The organism is Escherichia sp. KS167_9B, assembly GCF_030295215.1.
GTDB lineage: Bacteria > Pseudomonadota > Gammaproteobacteria > Enterobacterales > Enterobacteriaceae > Escherichia > Escherichia coli_F.
Genome location: NZ_AP025756.1, coordinates 23,149 through 38,154, shown reverse-complemented (window position 1 = coordinate 38,154; position 15,006 = coordinate 23,149). Strand labels below are relative to the sequence as shown.

The 15,006-nt window shown below is 47.7% G+C and carries 20 protein-coding genes and 4 pseudogenes; 5 read left to right on the top strand and 19 right to left on the bottom strand.

Translation table 11 applies throughout. The features are described 5' to 3' along the window. Positions 1-83: 83 nt before the first annotated feature. From tnpA to QUE34_RS28115, 3 genes are read left to right on the top strand one after another with little or no spacing between them, the layout of a single operon-like run. On the top strand, positions 84-761 hold the full coding sequence (gene tnpA, locus QUE34_RS28125; RefSeq protein WP_001339397.1) for an IS66-like element accessory protein TnpA: 678 nt from the start codon (positions 84-86) through the stop codon (positions 759-761). Next, positions 761-1,108, top strand: a complete 348-nt coding sequence (gene tnpB / locus QUE34_RS28120; protein WP_000624622.1) for an IS66 family insertion sequence element accessory protein TnpB — start codon at positions 761-763, stop codon at positions 1,106-1,108. Before tnpA ends, tnpB begins: the two co-directional genes overlap by 1 nt. Before the next feature lie 19 nt (positions 1,109-1,127). Continuing rightward, on the top strand, positions 1,128-2,699 hold the full coding sequence (locus QUE34_RS28115; RefSeq protein WP_000381395.1) for an IS66-like element ISCro1 family transposase: 1,572 nt from the start codon (positions 1,128-1,130) through the stop codon (positions 2,697-2,699). Between the two features lie 31 nt (positions 2,700-2,730). Here QUE34_RS28115 and QUE34_RS28110 read toward each other — a convergent pair. The 16 genes and pseudogenes from QUE34_RS28110 to traM form a co-directional block, all read right to left on the bottom strand. Beyond that, positions 2,731-3,000 (bottom strand): annotated as a pseudogene (locus QUE34_RS28110) (hypothetical protein); the annotation flags it as partial. A 38-nt stretch (positions 3,001-3,038) separates the two neighbouring features. Next, positions 3,039-3,400: pseudogene (locus QUE34_RS28105) on the bottom strand (hypothetical protein). Continuing rightward, positions 3,397-3,559 (bottom strand): annotated as a pseudogene (locus tag QUE34_RS28100) (hypothetical protein). The pseudogenes QUE34_RS28105 and QUE34_RS28100 overlap by 4 nt, the downstream one beginning before the upstream one ends. 79 nt (positions 3,560-3,638) lie before the next feature. After that, positions 3,639-4,112, bottom strand: a complete 474-nt coding sequence (locus tag QUE34_RS28095) for a hypothetical protein (RefSeq protein WP_000545186.1) — start codon at positions 4,110-4,112, stop codon at positions 3,639-3,641. Beyond that, complete coding sequence (traR, locus tag QUE34_RS28090) at positions 4,105-4,326, bottom strand: conjugal transfer protein TraR (protein WP_001278698.1); 222 nt, start codon at positions 4,324-4,326, stop codon at positions 4,105-4,107. Before traR ends, QUE34_RS28095 begins: the two co-directional genes overlap by 8 nt. Before the next feature lie 134 nt (positions 4,327-4,460). After that, a complete protein-coding gene (traV, locus tag QUE34_RS28085) occupies positions 4,461-4,976 on the bottom strand; it encodes a type IV conjugative transfer system lipoprotein TraV (RefSeq protein WP_000802745.1) in 516 nt (171 codons plus the stop codon). Next, entirely contained in the window at positions 4,973-5,293 is a 321-nt protein-coding gene (locus QUE34_RS28080; RefSeq protein ID WP_001057267.1) for a conjugal transfer protein TrbD, read from the bottom strand. The genes traV and QUE34_RS28080 overlap by 4 nt, the downstream gene beginning before the upstream one ends. Then, positions 5,280-5,867, bottom strand: a complete 588-nt coding sequence (traP, locus tag QUE34_RS28075; RefSeq protein ID WP_000002891.1) for a conjugal transfer pilus-stabilizing protein TraP — start codon at positions 5,865-5,867, stop codon at positions 5,280-5,282. The genes QUE34_RS28080 and traP overlap by 14 nt, the downstream gene beginning before the upstream one ends. After that, complete coding sequence (gene traB / locus QUE34_RS28070; RefSeq protein WP_000146620.1) at positions 5,857-7,287, bottom strand: F-type conjugal transfer pilus assembly protein TraB; 1,431 nt, start codon at positions 7,285-7,287, stop codon at positions 5,857-5,859. The genes traP and traB overlap by 11 nt, the downstream gene beginning before the upstream one ends. Beyond that, positions 7,287-8,015, bottom strand: a complete 729-nt coding sequence (gene traK / locus QUE34_RS28065; protein ID WP_001355329.1) for a type-F conjugative transfer system secretin TraK — start codon at positions 8,013-8,015, stop codon at positions 7,287-7,289. The genes traB and traK overlap by 1 nt, the downstream gene beginning before the upstream one ends. Continuing rightward, a complete protein-coding gene (traE, locus tag QUE34_RS28060; protein WP_000399757.1) occupies positions 8,002-8,568 on the bottom strand; it encodes a type IV conjugative transfer system protein TraE in 567 nt (188 codons plus the stop codon). The genes traK and traE overlap by 14 nt, the downstream gene beginning before the upstream one ends. 21 nt (positions 8,569-8,589) lie before the next feature. After that, a complete protein-coding gene (gene traL, locus QUE34_RS28055; RefSeq protein ID WP_000012108.1) occupies positions 8,590-8,901 on the bottom strand; it encodes a type IV conjugative transfer system protein TraL in 312 nt (103 codons plus the stop codon). Between the two features lie 14 nt (positions 8,902-8,915). After that, entirely contained in the window at positions 8,916-9,275 is a 360-nt protein-coding gene (traA, locus tag QUE34_RS28050; RefSeq protein WP_000340268.1) for a type IV conjugative transfer system pilin TraA, read from the bottom strand. A gap of 33 nt (positions 9,276-9,308) precedes the next feature. Further along, positions 9,309-9,536, bottom strand: coding sequence for a conjugal transfer relaxosome protein TraY (traY, locus tag QUE34_RS28045; RefSeq protein ID WP_000589557.1), 228 nt, complete (start codon positions 9,534-9,536; stop codon positions 9,309-9,311). A gap of 118 nt (positions 9,537-9,654) precedes the next feature. After that, a complete protein-coding gene (locus tag QUE34_RS28040) occupies positions 9,655-10,302 on the bottom strand; it encodes a transcriptional regulator TraJ family protein (protein ID WP_042966703.1) in 648 nt (215 codons plus the stop codon). A 199-nt stretch (positions 10,303-10,501) separates the two neighbouring features. Beyond that, positions 10,502-10,879: a conjugal transfer relaxosome DNA-binding protein TraM gene (gene traM, locus QUE34_RS28035; protein ID WP_001151539.1), complete on the bottom strand. Its 378-nt coding sequence runs from the start codon at positions 10,877-10,879 to the stop codon at positions 10,502-10,504. A 414-nt stretch (positions 10,880-11,293) separates the two neighbouring features. On the opposite strand from traM, the gene QUE34_RS28030 reads away from it, so the two are divergent. After that, the gene (locus QUE34_RS28030; RefSeq protein WP_000759166.1) at positions 11,294-11,803 is read left to right on the top strand and encodes a transglycosylase SLT domain-containing protein; all 510 of its coding nucleotides are present in this window, start codon (positions 11,294-11,296) and stop codon (positions 11,801-11,803) included. 296 nt (positions 11,804-12,099) lie between these two features. Here the strand turns inward: QUE34_RS28030 and QUE34_RS28025 are convergent, their stop codons facing one another. Both QUE34_RS28025 and QUE34_RS28020 read right to left on the bottom strand, forming a co-directional pair. Then, the gene (locus QUE34_RS28025; protein ID WP_001234469.1) at positions 12,100-12,921 is read right to left on the bottom strand and encodes a DUF932 domain-containing protein; all 822 of its coding nucleotides are present in this window, start codon (positions 12,919-12,921) and stop codon (positions 12,100-12,102) included. Positions 12,922-13,039: 118 nt separating this feature from the next. Beyond that, complete coding sequence (locus QUE34_RS28020) at positions 13,040-13,327, bottom strand: hypothetical protein (RefSeq protein ID WP_000107526.1); 288 nt, start codon at positions 13,325-13,327, stop codon at positions 13,040-13,042. 311 nt (positions 13,328-13,638) lie between these two features. Here QUE34_RS28020 and QUE34_RS28015 point away from each other — a divergent pair, with 311 nt between their 5' ends. Beyond that, positions 13,639-14,649: an IS110 family RNA-guided transposase gene (locus QUE34_RS28015; RefSeq protein ID WP_001132300.1), complete on the top strand. Its 1,011-nt coding sequence runs from the start codon at positions 13,639-13,641 to the stop codon at positions 14,647-14,649. A 93-nt stretch (positions 14,650-14,742) separates the two neighbouring features. On the opposite strand, the pseudogene QUE34_RS28830 reads toward QUE34_RS28015, so the two are convergent. Then, positions 14,743-15,002: pseudogene (locus QUE34_RS28830) on the bottom strand (single-stranded DNA-binding protein). Between the last annotated feature and the right edge of the window lie 4 nt (positions 15,003-15,006).

Genomic DNA, 15,006 nt, shown 5'->3' with positions numbered 1-15,006 from the left:
TTACAATTAACGTTCCTTTGCTGAATCAACGTAACCGGCTCATTTAAACCGTCTGGTCTGTTTCCTCCGGCTCTACAAAAATAATGTCCATCATTTTTAATGGACACTATCGTATGAAACACCGGACCTGGATCACTGAAGCTTTACGTCTTCACTTTGAAGAACATTTACCCCGGGTTGTGGCCGGGCGTCGCCTGGGTGTACCAAAATCAACAGTTTGTAGTATGTTCGTGCGCTTTCGGAGAGCTGGCCTTTCGTGGCCTTTGCCCGCAGGCATGTCGGAGCAGGAACTTGATGCCTGCCTTTACGGACAATTTTCCACGGTACCAGTCGTACGTCCTGAAAGCACCGTTATATCCGAAGCCCCCGTGGTAAAAAAACGTCCCCGGCGGCCCAACTTCCCTTATGAGTTTAAAATCGCCTTAGTGGAGCAGTCACTGCAGCCCGGAGCCTGTGTGGCGCAGATCGCCCGGGAAAACGGAATCAACGATAACCTGCTCTTCAACTGGCGCCATCAATACCGGAAAGGTGGCCTGCTGCCTTCCGGAAAAAATATGCCGGCACTGCTTCCCGTGACGTTAACGCCGGAGCCGGATAATAAAATCCCGGCCCCCGCACAGGAACCAGAGCAGATAAATACACCGTCCGACAGTCTGTGTTGTGAGCTGGTTCTGCCGGCCGGAACTCTCAGGCTTAAAGGTAAACTGACGCCGGCGTTATTACAGACACTTATCCGCGAAATAAAAGGGAGCAGCCACTGATGATATCTCTCCCTGCAGGTTCGCGTATCTGGCTGGTTGCAGGTATCACCGATATGCGAAATGGCTTTAACGGCCTGGCATCAAAAGTTCAGAACGTCCTGAAGGATGACCCGTTCTCCGGACACCTGTTCATCTTCCGCGGACGCCGGGGTGACCAGATAAAAGTGTTGTGGGCTGACAGTGACGGACTGTGCCTCTTCACCAAACGCCTGGAGCGGGGCCGCTTCGTCTGGCCAGTCACCCGTGACGGCAAGGTGCACCTTACTCCGGCTCAGTTATCCATGCTTCTTGAAGGTATCAACTGGAAGCACCCGAAACGAACGGAACGCGCTGGAATCCGCATATAACCCGTTGTAAAGTGAGGATATGGACACCTCACTTGCTCATGAGAACGCCCGCCTGCGGGCACTGTTGCAGACGCAACAGGACACCATCCGCCAGATGGCTGAATACAACCGCCTGCTCTCACAGCGGGTGGCGGCTTATGCTTCCGAAATCAACCGGCTGAAGGCGCTGGTTGCGAAACTGCAACGTATGCAGTTCGGTAAAAGCTCAGAAAAACTTCGTGCAAAAACCGAACGGCAGATACAGGAAGCACAGGAGCGAATCAGCGCACTTCAGGAAGAAATGGCGGAAACGCTGGGTGAGCAATATGACCCGGTACTGCCATCCGCCCTGCGCCAGTCTTCAGCCCGTAAACCGTTACCGGCCTCACTTCCCCGTGAAACCCGGGTTATCCGGCCGGAAGAGGAATGCTGTCCTGCCTGTGGTGGTGAACTCAGTTCTCTGGGATGTGATGTGTCAGAGCAACTGGAGCTTATCAGCAGCGCCTTTAAGGTTATCGAAACACAACGTCCGAAACAGGCCTGTTGCCGGTGCGACCATATCGTGCAGGCACCAGTACCTTCAAAACCCATTGCACGCAGTTATGCCGGAGCGGGGCTTCTGGCCCATGTTGTCACCGGGAAATATGCAGACCATCTGCCGTTATACCGCCAGTCAGAAATATACCGTCGTCAGGGAGTGGAGCTGAGCCGTGCCACACTGGGGCGCTGGACAGGTGCTGTTGCTGAACTGCTGGAGCCGCTGTATGACGTCCTGCGCCAGTATGTGCTGATGCCCGGTAAAGTCCATGCTGATGATATCCCCGTCCCGGTCCAGGAGCCGGGCAGCGGTAAAACCCGGACAGCCCGGCTGTGGGTCTACGTCCGTGATGACCGTAACGCCGGTTCACAGATGCCCCCGGCGGTCTGGTTCGCGTACAGTCCGGACCGGAAAGGTATCCATCCACAAAATCACCTGGCCGGTTACAGCGGTGTGCTTCAGGCCGATGCTTACGGTGGTTACCGGGCGTTATACGAATCCGGCAGAATAACGGAAGCCGCGTGTATGGCTCATGCCCGGAGAAAAATCCACGATGTGCATGCAAGAGCGCCCACCTACATCACCACGGAAGCCCTGCAGCGTATCGGTGAACTGTATGCCATCGAGGCAGAGGTCCGGGGCTGTTCAGCAGAACAGCGTCTGGCGGCAAGAAAAGCCAGAGCCGCGCCACTGATGCAGTCACTGTATGACTGGATACAGCAACAGATGAAAACACTGTCGCGTCACTCAGATACGGCAAAAGCGTTCGCATACCTGCTGAAACAGTGGGATGCACTGAACGTGTACTGCAGTAATGGCTGGGTGGAAATCGACAACAACATCGCAGAGAACGCCTTACGGGGAGTGGCCGTAGGCCGGAAAAACTGGATGTTCGCGGGTTCCGACAGCGGTGGTGAACATGCGGCGGTGTTGTACTCGCTGATCGGCACATGCCGTCTGAACAATGTGGAGCCAGAAAAGTGGCTGCGTTACGTCATTGAACATATCCAGGACTGGCCGGCAAACCGGGTACGCGATCTGTTGCCCTGGAAAGTTGATCTGAGCTCTCAGTAAATATCAATACGGTTCTGACGAGTCGCTTACTTAACCGTCGCGCCTCTGCCATTTCATTTCTTTTTCTGCATTCTGATGCAATTTTATTTGCTTTGCCAAGGGTTAAAGGTTCAGACTGATAATTAAGTGTCTCCTGAAATGCTTCTGCTGCACAGGGAGTTTCCTGTAAAATCTCTGTCAGTTGTTCTGGTGTTGCAGGTTGTTGCTCAAGGTAATCATTGTAGAAAAGACCACATATCAACATAGCCATAACACCAACAAATACAAAAGACAGAAAATATTTTAAATATATCGACTTCATTTCATTTTAGCCTTATATAATTCCCACTGTCGGATATACTACTCATACTGAGCTACTGGCACATTAACGATGACTCCGGTACAGTCCAGTTTATTAACCGGTCAGTAAATGCGCCTGTCGGTATATTCACATCCAGAAGCTTACAGTCATTTTTCCAGTATCTCCCGACGTCCAGTTCATCCATCGTGCATGACTGACTGGCGAACACAACAGGCGTAATAAAAGAAAAACATCCAATAAGCGCACTACAAGCTAATGTTTTTCCTCTGCTGATCTGCAGACTGAATTTTTCAGGGATAACAAACATAGCCAGTGCGTTAACAACACAGATAACCACAAGAAAGAGGAGCACGCATATAAACCAGTCGATATTATTTCCTTCGAAGTAGTAAGCACTCATTGCCCACCACCATTCAGTGTTTCCATCAAATTGTTCAAAGGTTCATTTGTTTTAACTTCAATACATCTGTACACATACATCCGTATTTGGCATAGGTGTAATATTCCAGATACCACCACCAACATTTTTCATCAGCACAAGAAAAACAAAGGTATGCATTCTTTATTACCTCCAGTGAAATATTAATCACTGAATATTCCTTCAGTTAACTTATGAGGTTATAAAACACAGCAGATTTTCATTCGGATTTATTCTCTTCAGTAAACTTCCGGATGGTATCCTGTTCACGCTGACGAGTGGCAGACTCCTGCATTGCATCCACTTTCTCCTGCCAGAGACGCCGGATATCCTTTTCATCCCGACCAGTCAGTTTTTTACCGGACAGCAGACGGTTAAGCAGTTCCTGTCTCGCATCCGGTACGTCTTCAGTCAGACGCATAAGCTGAAGCAGGCTCTGACGGCTGAGGACCATGAGTGATTCCGGCAGGAGGGTGAAGAAGAAAATAAAAAAGCATACCGCACCACAGCAGGCAAGGACCGCAAACAGGATTTTCAGATATATACCATCAACGCCGAACGCAGCAATAATACAGGGAATCCATGCAATACACGCACAAAACGCCAGGATGTTATATATTCGGTTATGTCTGCGATATATCTGTTGATGTTCATCCAGAATAAAATCTATTTTTTCAGCTTCTGATTCATGCATAGTGTTTCCTCTGTTTTTCCTGATATGCCTGACATTCAACGCATAAAGTGACACCTGAAAATATTTTCCTCCGGGCTTCCGGAACAGGATTTCCGCATGCTTCACAGAGATAAACAGGAATACCATGAACATTTATTTTCTGGCGTATCCGGTTTATTCCTGTCATGGTCAGTTGTTCTGTCACTGAATATGCTTCATCGGCTTCATCACTCACGGAATATTCCTCCCGACATGTTCTGACACGCTACCGCCCATCCCTTTTCACGCACAGGGCACTCGTTTTACAGGCAGATTTTGAATACAGAAAGCCCGCCGGCATTGCCGGCTGATATACAACTTCAGGGCCAGTTAATTAATACGTGGTTTTCCCCACGCAGACGGTTTAATAACAAAAAACACACTGGATGGCTGATGATAAACATCCTGATTATCAATATAAGGCGCTATCCATAATGCCGCCGTCTGTTCACCCGTTCTTAGCGGACGGGGAGGCGTTACCGGCGCAACTGAACTGACCGGAACAACCGTTTTCACTTCCCGGGCAGCAGTAAACAGCGGGCGTGGTGCCAGCAGTTTCTGCTCCGGAAGTGCCGTCACAGCAGGCCTGCTGCGGGACGGCGTTGTCGCCGCAACGGCCTGCACTGGCGTGGTCCGGAAGTTCCCGTCAGCCAGGCGCGGCAGTGATGCCGCAACCGGCTTTGCTTCTGAGGACTGCTCCAGTTTTTTGGCCTTCTCATTGGCCTGCTCCATCGTCATACAGGTATCGGATGTGGTGGCATCACACTCAAAATCGGAGTTCGTTCCGGCACAGCCAGAAAGTAATAACGTCCCCAGCAGCGGAATAAATAAAGAAATCGGCTTCATTGTCCTTCTCCTTTTTTATTACTCCCCACAACAGAAGAAATGAATTCAGCCATCAGATTTGATTTTCCTGCACAGGGTTGTCCGAAGATTGCTGTATTTCCAGGAGAAGAAAACAAACTCATCGACATCCCCTTCTTCATCACACCGACAGCAGCCATATTAAAATTGTGCGGCAATAATTCAGGACTGAATTTCTCCTGTGCAGGAAGTACGATTCCTGTGGTGCAGTTACTGAGAACAGCATGCATAAAATCATCTGATATGCGTTTATCCGGCACAGAGCGGGCAGTAATAACATGAATATTACGCATGTTCATTTTTATCTCCGTTGTTTCTGTTTGTTCTGTTATCAGGGAAATAAGCATGGCATTTCCTGATTTTTCCCGGCAGGGAAGCGTCTTCAGCAAGTACTTCCCTCAGTCGTTCATCTGCGGTTCCCACCCGGACACATTTCATTTTTCCGGGCCACATCGGATATTTCCCGGTGCCTGCCGCAAACGACATAAACATCAGTGCCAGTGTTGCCCATAATGCGGTGACCAGTTGCATCAGTGACCGGTCAGTCTCCCTGGCATACTCTGTGGCTCCAGCATTGTGGTAATGGCAGATTTCTTTTTCTTCTGCTCCGGGAAGGTCTGAGGAAGAAAACCGGCATTCACTGACCGGAAACAGCCCGGCAGTGGCTGTCTGTCTTACAAAGTTAATCTCCTGAACCAGTAATTTCCCCGGCGTGGTGTTGTCCTTCCATAAAACAAATAACGCCATCAGGGCCATTGTGGCCAGTGGCAGAATGACGGTGTATTTCAGACACCAGAACAGTCCTCGCAGAAGCCGGGCGACAACATACCGGGCGGCATGGCACGCCTGACAGGACGACGTATTATTTGCCATCGTTGCCCCCTTCCTGACCACCGGCCATAAACTGCTGCGGATTCAGGTCGCCCAACTGTTTCAGCATCTGGTCGGTATTCAGACCATTCAGGTGACTCTCTGCGGATGGCGGATTCGGCACGGGACTTCCCGGGTTACTCTCTTCCTCCTGCCCCTGTGCCTGCTCCAGCGCCATCTCTTCCACGGTTTTCAGCTGGAAACCGTCCTGGAACACCACGGTCACTTCATTACCCGCCCCGATGGGTATCACCGGGTGATACTGCTCAGCGCGTTTGATGTAGTAGTCACTGAGGGTCTGTGCCGCTTTCGATGCACCGCCACCGATACCCATTTTCAGGACATCGCCGGCCCCGTAAGCGGCAGTGGCACCCAGCCCGACAGCCGGCTGGGAAGCGCGCTCCATTCCCTGACCGATACCGTCAACAAATCCCGCGCCCCATGCCCAGCCGAGGATTTTGCCGTTACGCATCACCACTTCACCCTTGATACCGTTCTTGCCCCGGAAGCTGACATGTCCCTTAACCGGCATATCGATGGTTTTGCCCTCCTTCAGGCAGCTGATATTGCGGGTACGCACGATGGCACGCTCACTGGAGACATCCCCCCAGGCTTCCAGCCCCACAAAACATCCCGTTGCGTCATAGGTTTTGCTGTTCGGCATTTCCACCAGGCCGGTAATACGCAGCTGCATCGGCACCGTGGATTCATTACCGGTGACAGAGGCATTGGCATCCGCCCCTTCAATCAGAATGGCTTTCGCAAAACTGCCTGACGGAATGTACGGCAGGGACGGAGTTTGCTTTGTGCCGGCATCATAGCTGAACGTTTTACGCTGTATCCGGTTCGGCACCGGCACAGACTGGTACGTCACCTGTGGCGGCGGCGTGGTTCCGTTGCCCGGATAGAACGTGGTGGGCGGTGGCACTGCACCTGCCCCCTGCGGCGGAAAAGCAACGGGCGCATTACCGGGCTGAGGCTCCCCCTCCGGACCGGGAGGGGATGCCGGCATCTGTGGCACAGGCTCTCCGGTCACTGTCACGGGATTCGCGCCCAGGGCTTTCACCTGCTCTGCCAGCGCAGCATTCTCCTGCCCCAGCTTTTCAATGCGACGCTGGTCATCACCACGCTGTTTGTTCAGAACATCCATCTCACGACGGATTTCCTCATACTGCTTCTGCATCTGTGCCGCCGTCACCTGCATCTCTGTGGTGGCATGCTGACGCACCTTGTCATCAAAGGTGGTATCCACAACACCGGTCATATCCGGCACAGGCTCCTGCTCTGCAACGGCATCAGTGTTCCCGGACATATCCATATCAGACAGATAAAGCGCACCACCAATTGCTGATACCGATCCGACAATCACAATCCCCAGCCACAGGAACTGCTTGCGTTTCACAATGGTGTTGATACTGGCCATCAGTTGCCCTCCCCGTCACGAATGACGTACACATCCATACGGGCAGCGGCCAGTAACTGGCTGACAGGCTGGCTGAACATCACCGCCCGGGTTCCCGGCTGCCAGAAATCACTTTCCCGGATATTCAGCGCAGACAGCGTTTTATTTTCCACGGTAAAGCGCACCATCTTCAGGTGATTCCCCGTCCATACGGCTTCAGCTTTTGCGGACATTCCGGCAGGGGCCTGCAGGGTTTCCTGTGTCACGGGGATCTGATACCAGCCTTCCGGCAGTTTTCCGGCACGGACCGCCTGACTGATGGAAACCAGCAGGGATTCGTAAGGCGTGGATGTTTCCCATGCACCGGCAGTTTCTCCTGTTCCGCGCAAATCGCTGACCAGCTGAATGGTACGCCCGGCTCCTTCACGGGGAACGGCCTGAATGGAAAGGTTAAGACCACGTTCTGTTTCCAGAATGAACGTAAAAGGCTTCTTGTTGACGGTGGCCACCACCACACCACCGGACGCGGTCTGCTCATTATTGGTCAGGGCACCATCCAGACTGTTCACGGCGATAATCCGGTCACCGGGGACGGTAAACAGATTCGGGCTGGTATTACTGATGGCAATACTTGCCTGACCGCCATTGACCATCGGAACCACTGTAGGTGCCAGTGTGCCGTTTCCTGCCAGCACGCTGCCGGAAAAAAGCAGGCAGGCGGATATTATTAGTGTCTTATTTTTTCTCATCGTCTGTTTCCCCGAAATTATCCAGCCAGGTCACCCCGTTTTCCCGTTTCAGAATAAGAATGTAATGTTTGATATCAGTGAAAGGTTCGGAGTTACCAATCCATGTTTTCCGAATCCCACGGATTTCCACACGACCATATTGTGGCCAGACACGAACACTGGTCTGGAAAAAAGCAGAATTCACGTTATCTTTTTTGATGAGCTTTGCTTCTTCGGCCAGAATCACTTTCATCTGGTTCTGTGCGCCCGGACGGATATACTGCAGAAGTGCCTGGTGAGAAGCATCGACAATTTCCGGTGAGACATTCAGGCGCAGGGCAATAAACGCCAGCGCCATCTGCTGCAAAAAAGAGGCATCAGCACTGTTCTGTGATACTGCAAAGGGCATATTAAACCCCATCGGTGTCACGGCAGTACGCTGTTCATTCTGAAGGCGGTAATTATTCACCCCCTGAATCACGTTAACAGCCAGACTGAGAACAATGAGCAGGGACATAAATATAAAAGCAATGGCCAGTACACGACTGGTACTTAAGCGGGCACCGTGTTCCATATAACAATCCAGGTATCAGTTCTATTTAATCCACTGCCGGAAACACGAATCAGGAACATTATGAAAAATACCGCGAAGCAGGACTGTTGGCATATACCAGTAAATAAGATCCCGTAACCAGGAGCTGCCCCGCCCTTTTTTCAGTTTTTTAATTCCGAAATAAACCAGAACCGCTGCACCAATACCGAAAAGATATTTCGATGTTGTGATACCCCAGCCAATACAGATCGCTGCGGGGATCAGTTCATCCAGTGGCAGGCCAAACCAGCGGCTCTGGTTGGTCAGTGTTTCCGGGAAACGATATTTCTTAAGTTTATTCTCGTCTCCCGACATCGTTTTATTTCCTGTCAGAGGCCAACGACGGTCATACCTATAGCAATAAATACAGATATGATGGCAAAACCGGCCAGGAACTTGACGTTTTTGGTCATCATGTACATGACCGCCCCGACCAGCACTTCAGCCAGAACGACCCATTTAACAATACTGGAGTCCTTACCAAAGGTGGCTTTGACGGTGTCATTACCGGACTGCATGAGGTCCTGACCGCCAGCAGCCAGGGCCGCCTGAGGGAAGAACATCATCAGAACAGCAGCCGGGATCACAGCGCGAAGCAGGCAGAGCATATTCAGACGAGTGAATTTAGAAAAAAACGACTTCTTTTTGACGGGCGCAGAAGCACCCTGAACACTTAAAACGGCGTCCATATGATTCCTCTGTTTAATATTGATAGATAAAAACTAAAGCTCTTTAAATATTGACTCGCTCTCTTCGGTCACCTCCCTGAATATTTCTTCATTATAAAAATCGGGATAACGTTGCAAATGATCCTGCAACCTCACTAATGCTTCATTTGTTTTCGTTCTTCCACTACGCTCTCTGGCTCCAAGTAATAATTTATTCGTTTCCTCGTCAAGGGTAAGTAAAACCTTTCTACTTGGTGCAGATCTTAAAGCTCCTTTAATCACCCGCCCTCCCATAAATAAAAGAGATTTAGTCAAAATATTTACATAAGACGCACACAAAACAAACAACAAAATAGTAAATTACGTTGACAAAAACCGGCACTTTTAGTGCCGAGAATACTTACATTTCTTTAGAGTGAAGGTTGTTAATATTACTCGCGAAGTATTGATATAGATAAAACAACACATCAGAAATTATAGCATATCGCAACCACTCATCCCTATCTGAGAAACCATAGTGTTTTTTAAAATTCATAAATATTTTTTTAGATTGGTCAATAGAGACATCCATTCTTTGAGCAGAATACTCATGACTATAACCCAAAAGATACGGTATTATCTTATTAAAGCGATATTTATCAGATTCACAACAAAACTCCTTTCCCTTTATAAAAAAGCTACTAACTACGTATCTTTCGAAAAATCTCCAGACAAACAAATTCAAGTTATTCACTTCAGTTCTTTCAACCACCACATCCCATGATACATCATTCAATATTACACCATTAATAATGCTCACTCCATTTGAGGACGAAAAAGCATCAACTTCAGCAGTCTGAAATAAAATTTGCGTATCAATATCAATACCAGAAAACCATATTTCAGAATCACAATTCTGACACTTTATTGAGTGTAAAAAAACAGAGTTTGAGTCTATGAATTTTCCTGACTCTGTGCGGACACAGACTGGATATTTTGCGGATAAAATAATTTCCGGCAGGCCTGATTGACGTATGAGTGCTCTTTCTCTAGTATCCATCGCACACATAGGAACCTCCTCAAAGGATTCTATGGACAGTCGATGCAGGGAGCTTGTCCCTCCCTGCATCGGCGATTTTCAAGTTCAAATTTTAACGTGGCATTAACCACATAATTAATATACTCGTTATGTGGTTAATTGTCATCAAATAGAACCAGATCAATATTCTGTTATTTGAATAAAATCAACTTTTAATTCTTTTTTATTTCTAATCATTTTTTGGAAAAAATCGTTCCATCTCAGATGACACCTTCTCCCGGATATCTTCAACCATATTGGCATATTCAAACTTTGGATTTCCGGAGACATGAGGACTGAGAGACTCAATACCCAAAATTTTCGCTACTGATGATTGTGTTTTTACAACGCATTCAAGAAGTAATTTATTAAACTCAATTTGATTAAACGCGGACTCTTTACGCTCCATCTGAGCTTCATATACACGAAGCCCCAGTTCAAGAAGCATTGAAGCTGTTGCTGAAAAACTGACATCTTTTTCTCTTGCCCCTTCCTGTCGACGCTTCTCAATAATCACATTTATTTTTTCATAAGCATCATTGCTGATATACAGGTTCACCTTAGCCATTAGAGATTACCTTTTTTGAACATAAAATAAAGTTAATTTCGAAACACTAGAGTTCATAATGCAAGCAGGGACGCACCGCTAGCAGCGCCCCTGGCTGTATCCTATAAAAAAATACACCGCGCCGCTAGCAGCCCCCCCTAATATAAAATAATATTTTTTATAAAAATAGTTAGTACCACCCCTACAAAGCGGTGTCGGCGCGTTGCTGTAGCTGCGTTAACGACGCTGCTTTAAATAAATCAGATTTAAACAATATAAATCCACAAATACAACTCAATGATATTAAACGCAAATCAGCAAAAACTTGTTTTTGCGTGGGGTGTGGTGCTTTTGGTGGTGAGAACCACCAACCTGTTGAGCCTTTTTGTGGAGTGGGTTAAATTATTTACGGATAAAGTCACCAGAGGTGGAAAAATGAAAAAATGGATGTTAGCCATCTGCCTGATGTTTATAAATGAGATCTGCCAGGCCACTGATTGCTTTGATCTTGCAGGCCGGGATTACAAAATAGATCCTGATTTACTGAGAGCAATATCATGGAAAGAATCCCGTTACCGGGTTAATGCCATCGGTATTAATCCGGTAACGGGATATGGCAGCGGACTGATGCAGGTAGATTCCCAGCATTTTAACGAACTGGCCCGCTATGGAATTAAGCCGGAACATCTGACAACAGATCCCTGCATGAACATTTATACCGGTGCTTATTATCTGGCAATAGCCTTTAAAAAATGGGGCGTCACCTGGGAGGCCGTTGGTGCATACAATGCCGGATTCAGGAAGACCGAACGCCAGAACCAGAGACGTCTTGCCTACGCATCAGATGTTTACCGGATTTATACCGGGATAAAAAGCAGTAAAGGTATCCGGCTTCCGGCCACGAAGAAATCACTTCCGGAAATTAACAGCGTGCAGAACAATTAATCTTACAGACATTGTCAGATACCGGTTATGCCGCAAAAGCGGCATGGAAGGCCACACACAAAAATATCATATGAGTGACAATACTGACTGGCCGAAGCCCCGCGAAGCGGGAACCCATCTTATATATACCCGGTAACTGCGCAGCCTCCTGCCAGACCATTTTTCGCGGTCACAATATTTACAGACAACCGGAAATCCGGTTGATGAAATTGAGGTATATCAGACGACACAGCGATGCTGAAAAATGATAATATAAGTAAAACCCCGAAAATTTTTTCGGGGCTTTACTTATATTATCATGACTTCCACTTTCTGAACTGTTCGGCAATCACCCATAACGCCTTGTTGATTCTTATATCACCATCAATACCTGTAATGGCTCTTGTCCTGGTATTTTTCCCGGAGGCACTTCGCCCCGATAATCCACCTTTTATCATATTCTCCTGAACCCGCTGCCAGGTTGTCCAGAGATCGTTCTGTTTATCTTCCCGACGACGGGGAGTAATTATTTGTTCAGGCGTCACTGGCGTTTTATTTTCATCTTCATACCTGACCATCAGTGCAGCTCTGCCAAATAAATGTTGCTCGTCACTGTTAAGATGAATTTCTTTCATCGCCTCCATATTATCAGTGACCTTATCAAAGACACCGAGCACTTCATACGCTCCCTCGATAACCTGCCCGACAATATCACCTTTATGTGGAACACGGATTTCGCCAAAATTATTTCCGCACACCAGGCCATTTGTGCAGACAAAACGAAAAATTCCGGGGATCATCTGATAACTGGATGAACCATCATGTGAATTAAGCAGGATAATTTCAGGAACTTCCTGCCCGTTAATATGCCCTTCCCTGCGAAGACGTAACATATGTTTACTGTATTCGCGGCGTCCCAAATCACGAACCCGACTCTGACAGGCAAAGAATGGCTGGAAACCTTCATCACGTAACTTATTGATGATATTGATTGTTGGAATATACGTATAACGTTCACTCCGGGACTCATGTTTATCACCGGAAAATACCGAAGGCACGAACTGCATTAATTCATCATCCGTTAAAGGACGTTCACGACGGATGGAATTATACCGACCAAAACGGGAAGCTAATCGCATAACAGCTACTCCTTTATGAAAGAATAAATTTAATAAAAAATTTTTCCGCTTAATATCATCCCTCCCGATCTCCATTAACAAGATTGCAACAATCAGGAGGGATATTCATCACATCCGGTCAGCAGATCGCCCGGATATCGAGGCCGGCACGCTTAATCTGACGCAGGAACTGTTTGAAGTGATCGGCTTCCGCAATGTTGATATGGCGGAACTGCGTATCCACACCCCGGCTGAGCGCGTAGCTATAGCTGAAGGCCATCTTTTCCGGGTGGCTTTTGCGATATTTTTTCAGCTCAGTCAGGCTGCTGAATTCCAGGACGTCCCACTCTTCCCCGGTGTTTTTTTCCCTCCCGGCAACAAGAATCGTGTACGACGCGGTGTTAACGTGGATATTTCGGGTACTCATCCAGCTTTCTCCTCTCTCTGGTTTTCAGCCCCCATCATCTTGTATGTAATCAACGAGCGATGATTAGCTACCATCGCATGAAGCGGAGAGAACCTACCCCATCATCTTGTATGTAATCAACGAGCGATGATTAGCTACCATCGCATGAAGCGGAGAGAACCTACCCCATCATCTAAGGTAATAACCTTCGTCAACAGCTATAGTCCTCTGCTTCACCTTTCACGCCAGCATTAACATTGAACGGTTGCCAAGAGCTAAGACTCTGCATGAACAAGACAAATTGGCGTGATGGTTATGTGAAAGGAGAAAAAATGCCGATGTACCAGTTAGGTATTGATGTCAGTAAAAACACTCTTGATCTATGCCTCTTACGGGAGGGCATCAAAGGGAGGATCAAAACTCGTAAGCTAAAAAATACTGCTGATGCGGCTAAAGTCGTGGCAGAGTGGCTTAAAAAGCAATCCTGTGAACTGGGCGAAGTTCATATCATCATGGAAGCCACTGGGGTATATCATGAACCTCTGGCTTATGGCCTTCACTTTGCTGGCGCCAGAATTTCTTTAGCCAATCCTCACCGCACAAGGGAATTTGCCAGAGGTATGAATATCCTGACCAAGAATGACAAAGTTGATGCCTGGATGCTGGCTTGTTATGGCTCCCTTAAAGAGCCTGAGGCATGGACTCCACCACCAGAATCTGTGCGGTATCTTAGAGCTCTTTTACGCCGCAGAGACGCTCTTGTTGCAGACAGCACCAGAGAAAAAAACAGACTTGAAAAATCTGTTTTTACAGACAGCCCTGATGCCGTCAGGGCGTCAATTGAAAACATGCTTCAGGAGCTGAGCAATGAGATCGAACATCTTGATGTCCTGATCCAGGAACATATTAAAACTCACCCTGAGCTCAACCAGGATTTCAGACTGTTAACATCAATAAAATCTGTTGGTTACCTGCTGGGATTAAATATGCTGGCAATACTCAAAAGCCATTCATTCGAATCAGCAGAGCAGGCAGCAGCATTCCTTGGTGTAGTTCCGGTAGAAAGGAGATCTGGCACATCTGTAAAGGGAAAACCTAAATTATCTAAAATTGGACCACCGGAGATAAGAACAAAACTTTATCTTGCCGCTTTATGTGGGCTGAGATTCAATCCTGTAATGAAACAGATGTATACGAAGTTATGCCAGAGGGGAAAGTCAAAGATGTGTGCTATTGGAGCATTAATGCGAAAACTTGTGCACTGGTGCTATGGTGTGCTGAAAACGCAGTTACCATTCGACGCTGAATACAACCAACAAAGTCATTATAAAACAACATGTTAATCAACACTATCGGAGCAATACTGAAGCAACATGTTTGTATCTTTTTCCTTCTATCATGGTATTTAACTGAGCATCTGCTCTTTTTATAAAAACTCAGAGAAAATTTCTCCTGAAAATGGAATGTTCAAACATCACATAATTTTCTTGACTAAACACGGTAGCTGTTGAGTTTCGGGAGCCGCGGTTTTGACGTTTTGCGGGGACCTGCTCTTTGTTCCCTCCGGTATTCACCATCACCTGTTTGAGAACCTTCGCCGCAAGGGGCATCACTGCCACGGCCTGACGCACCTGTCCTGGGCAGAACGCAAAATTTTTTACCGGGTTTTGGGTAAAAAATTTTGTGGGCTGTTCATTTAC

What these genes read in the sequence shown, in the direction of transcription:
- traB (WP_000146620.1), bottom strand. Translation starts at nt 7,287, where the DNA reads ATGGCCAGTATCAACACCATTGTGAAACGCAAGCAGTTCCTGTGGCTG.
- QUE34_RS28020 (WP_000107526.1), bottom strand. Translation starts at nt 13,327, where the DNA reads ATGAGTACCCGAAATATCCACGTTAACACCGCGTCGTACACGATTCTT.
- traE (WP_000399757.1), bottom strand. Translation starts at nt 8,568, where the DNA reads ATGGAACACGGTGCCCGCTTAAGTACCAGTCGTGTACTGGCCATTGCT.
- traL (WP_000012108.1), bottom strand. Translation starts at nt 8,901, where the DNA reads ATGTCGGGAGACGAGAATAAACTTAAGAAATATCGTTTCCCGGAAACA.
- QUE34_RS28025 (WP_001234469.1), bottom strand. Translation starts at nt 12,921, where the DNA reads ATGCGATTAGCTTCCCGTTTTGGTCGGTATAATTCCATCCGTCGTGAA.
- QUE34_RS28040 (WP_042966703.1), bottom strand. Translation starts at nt 10,302, where the DNA reads ATGTGTGCGATGGATACTAGAGAAAGAGCACTCATACGTCAATCAGGC.
- QUE34_RS28080 (WP_001057267.1), bottom strand. Translation starts at nt 5,293, where the DNA reads ATGAACATGCGTAATATTCATGTTATTACTGCCCGCTCTGTGCCGGAT.
- traM (WP_001151539.1), bottom strand. Translation starts at nt 10,879, where the DNA reads ATGGCTAAGGTGAACCTGTATATCAGCAATGATGCTTATGAAAAAATA.
- QUE34_RS28030 (WP_000759166.1), top strand. Translation starts at nt 11,294, where the DNA reads ATGAAAAAATGGATGTTAGCCATCTGCCTGATGTTTATAAATGAGATC.
- traV (WP_000802745.1), bottom strand. Translation starts at nt 4,976, where the DNA reads ATGAAGCCGATTTCTTTATTTATTCCGCTGCTGGGGACGTTATTACTT.
- tnpA (WP_001339397.1), top strand. Translation starts at nt 84, where the DNA reads ATGTCCATCATTTTTAATGGACACTATCGTATGAAACACCGGACCTGG.
- traA (WP_000340268.1), bottom strand. Translation starts at nt 9,275, where the DNA reads ATGGACGCCGTTTTAAGTGTTCAGGGTGCTTCTGCGCCCGTCAAAAAG.
- tnpB (WP_000624622.1), top strand. Translation starts at nt 761, where the DNA reads ATGATATCTCTCCCTGCAGGTTCGCGTATCTGGCTGGTTGCAGGTATC.
- QUE34_RS28115 (WP_000381395.1), top strand. Translation starts at nt 1,128, where the DNA reads ATGGACACCTCACTTGCTCATGAGAACGCCCGCCTGCGGGCACTGTTG.
- QUE34_RS28095 (WP_000545186.1), bottom strand. Translation starts at nt 4,112, where the DNA reads ATGCATGAATCAGAAGCTGAAAAAATAGATTTTATTCTGGATGAACAT.
- traP (WP_000002891.1), bottom strand. Translation starts at nt 5,867, where the DNA reads ATGGCAAATAATACGTCGTCCTGTCAGGCGTGCCATGCCGCCCGGTAT.
- QUE34_RS28015 (WP_001132300.1), top strand. Translation starts at nt 13,639, where the DNA reads ATGCCGATGTACCAGTTAGGTATTGATGTCAGTAAAAACACTCTTGAT.
- traK (WP_001355329.1), bottom strand. Translation starts at nt 8,015, where the DNA reads ATGAGAAAAAATAAGACACTAATAATATCCGCCTGCCTGCTTTTTTCC.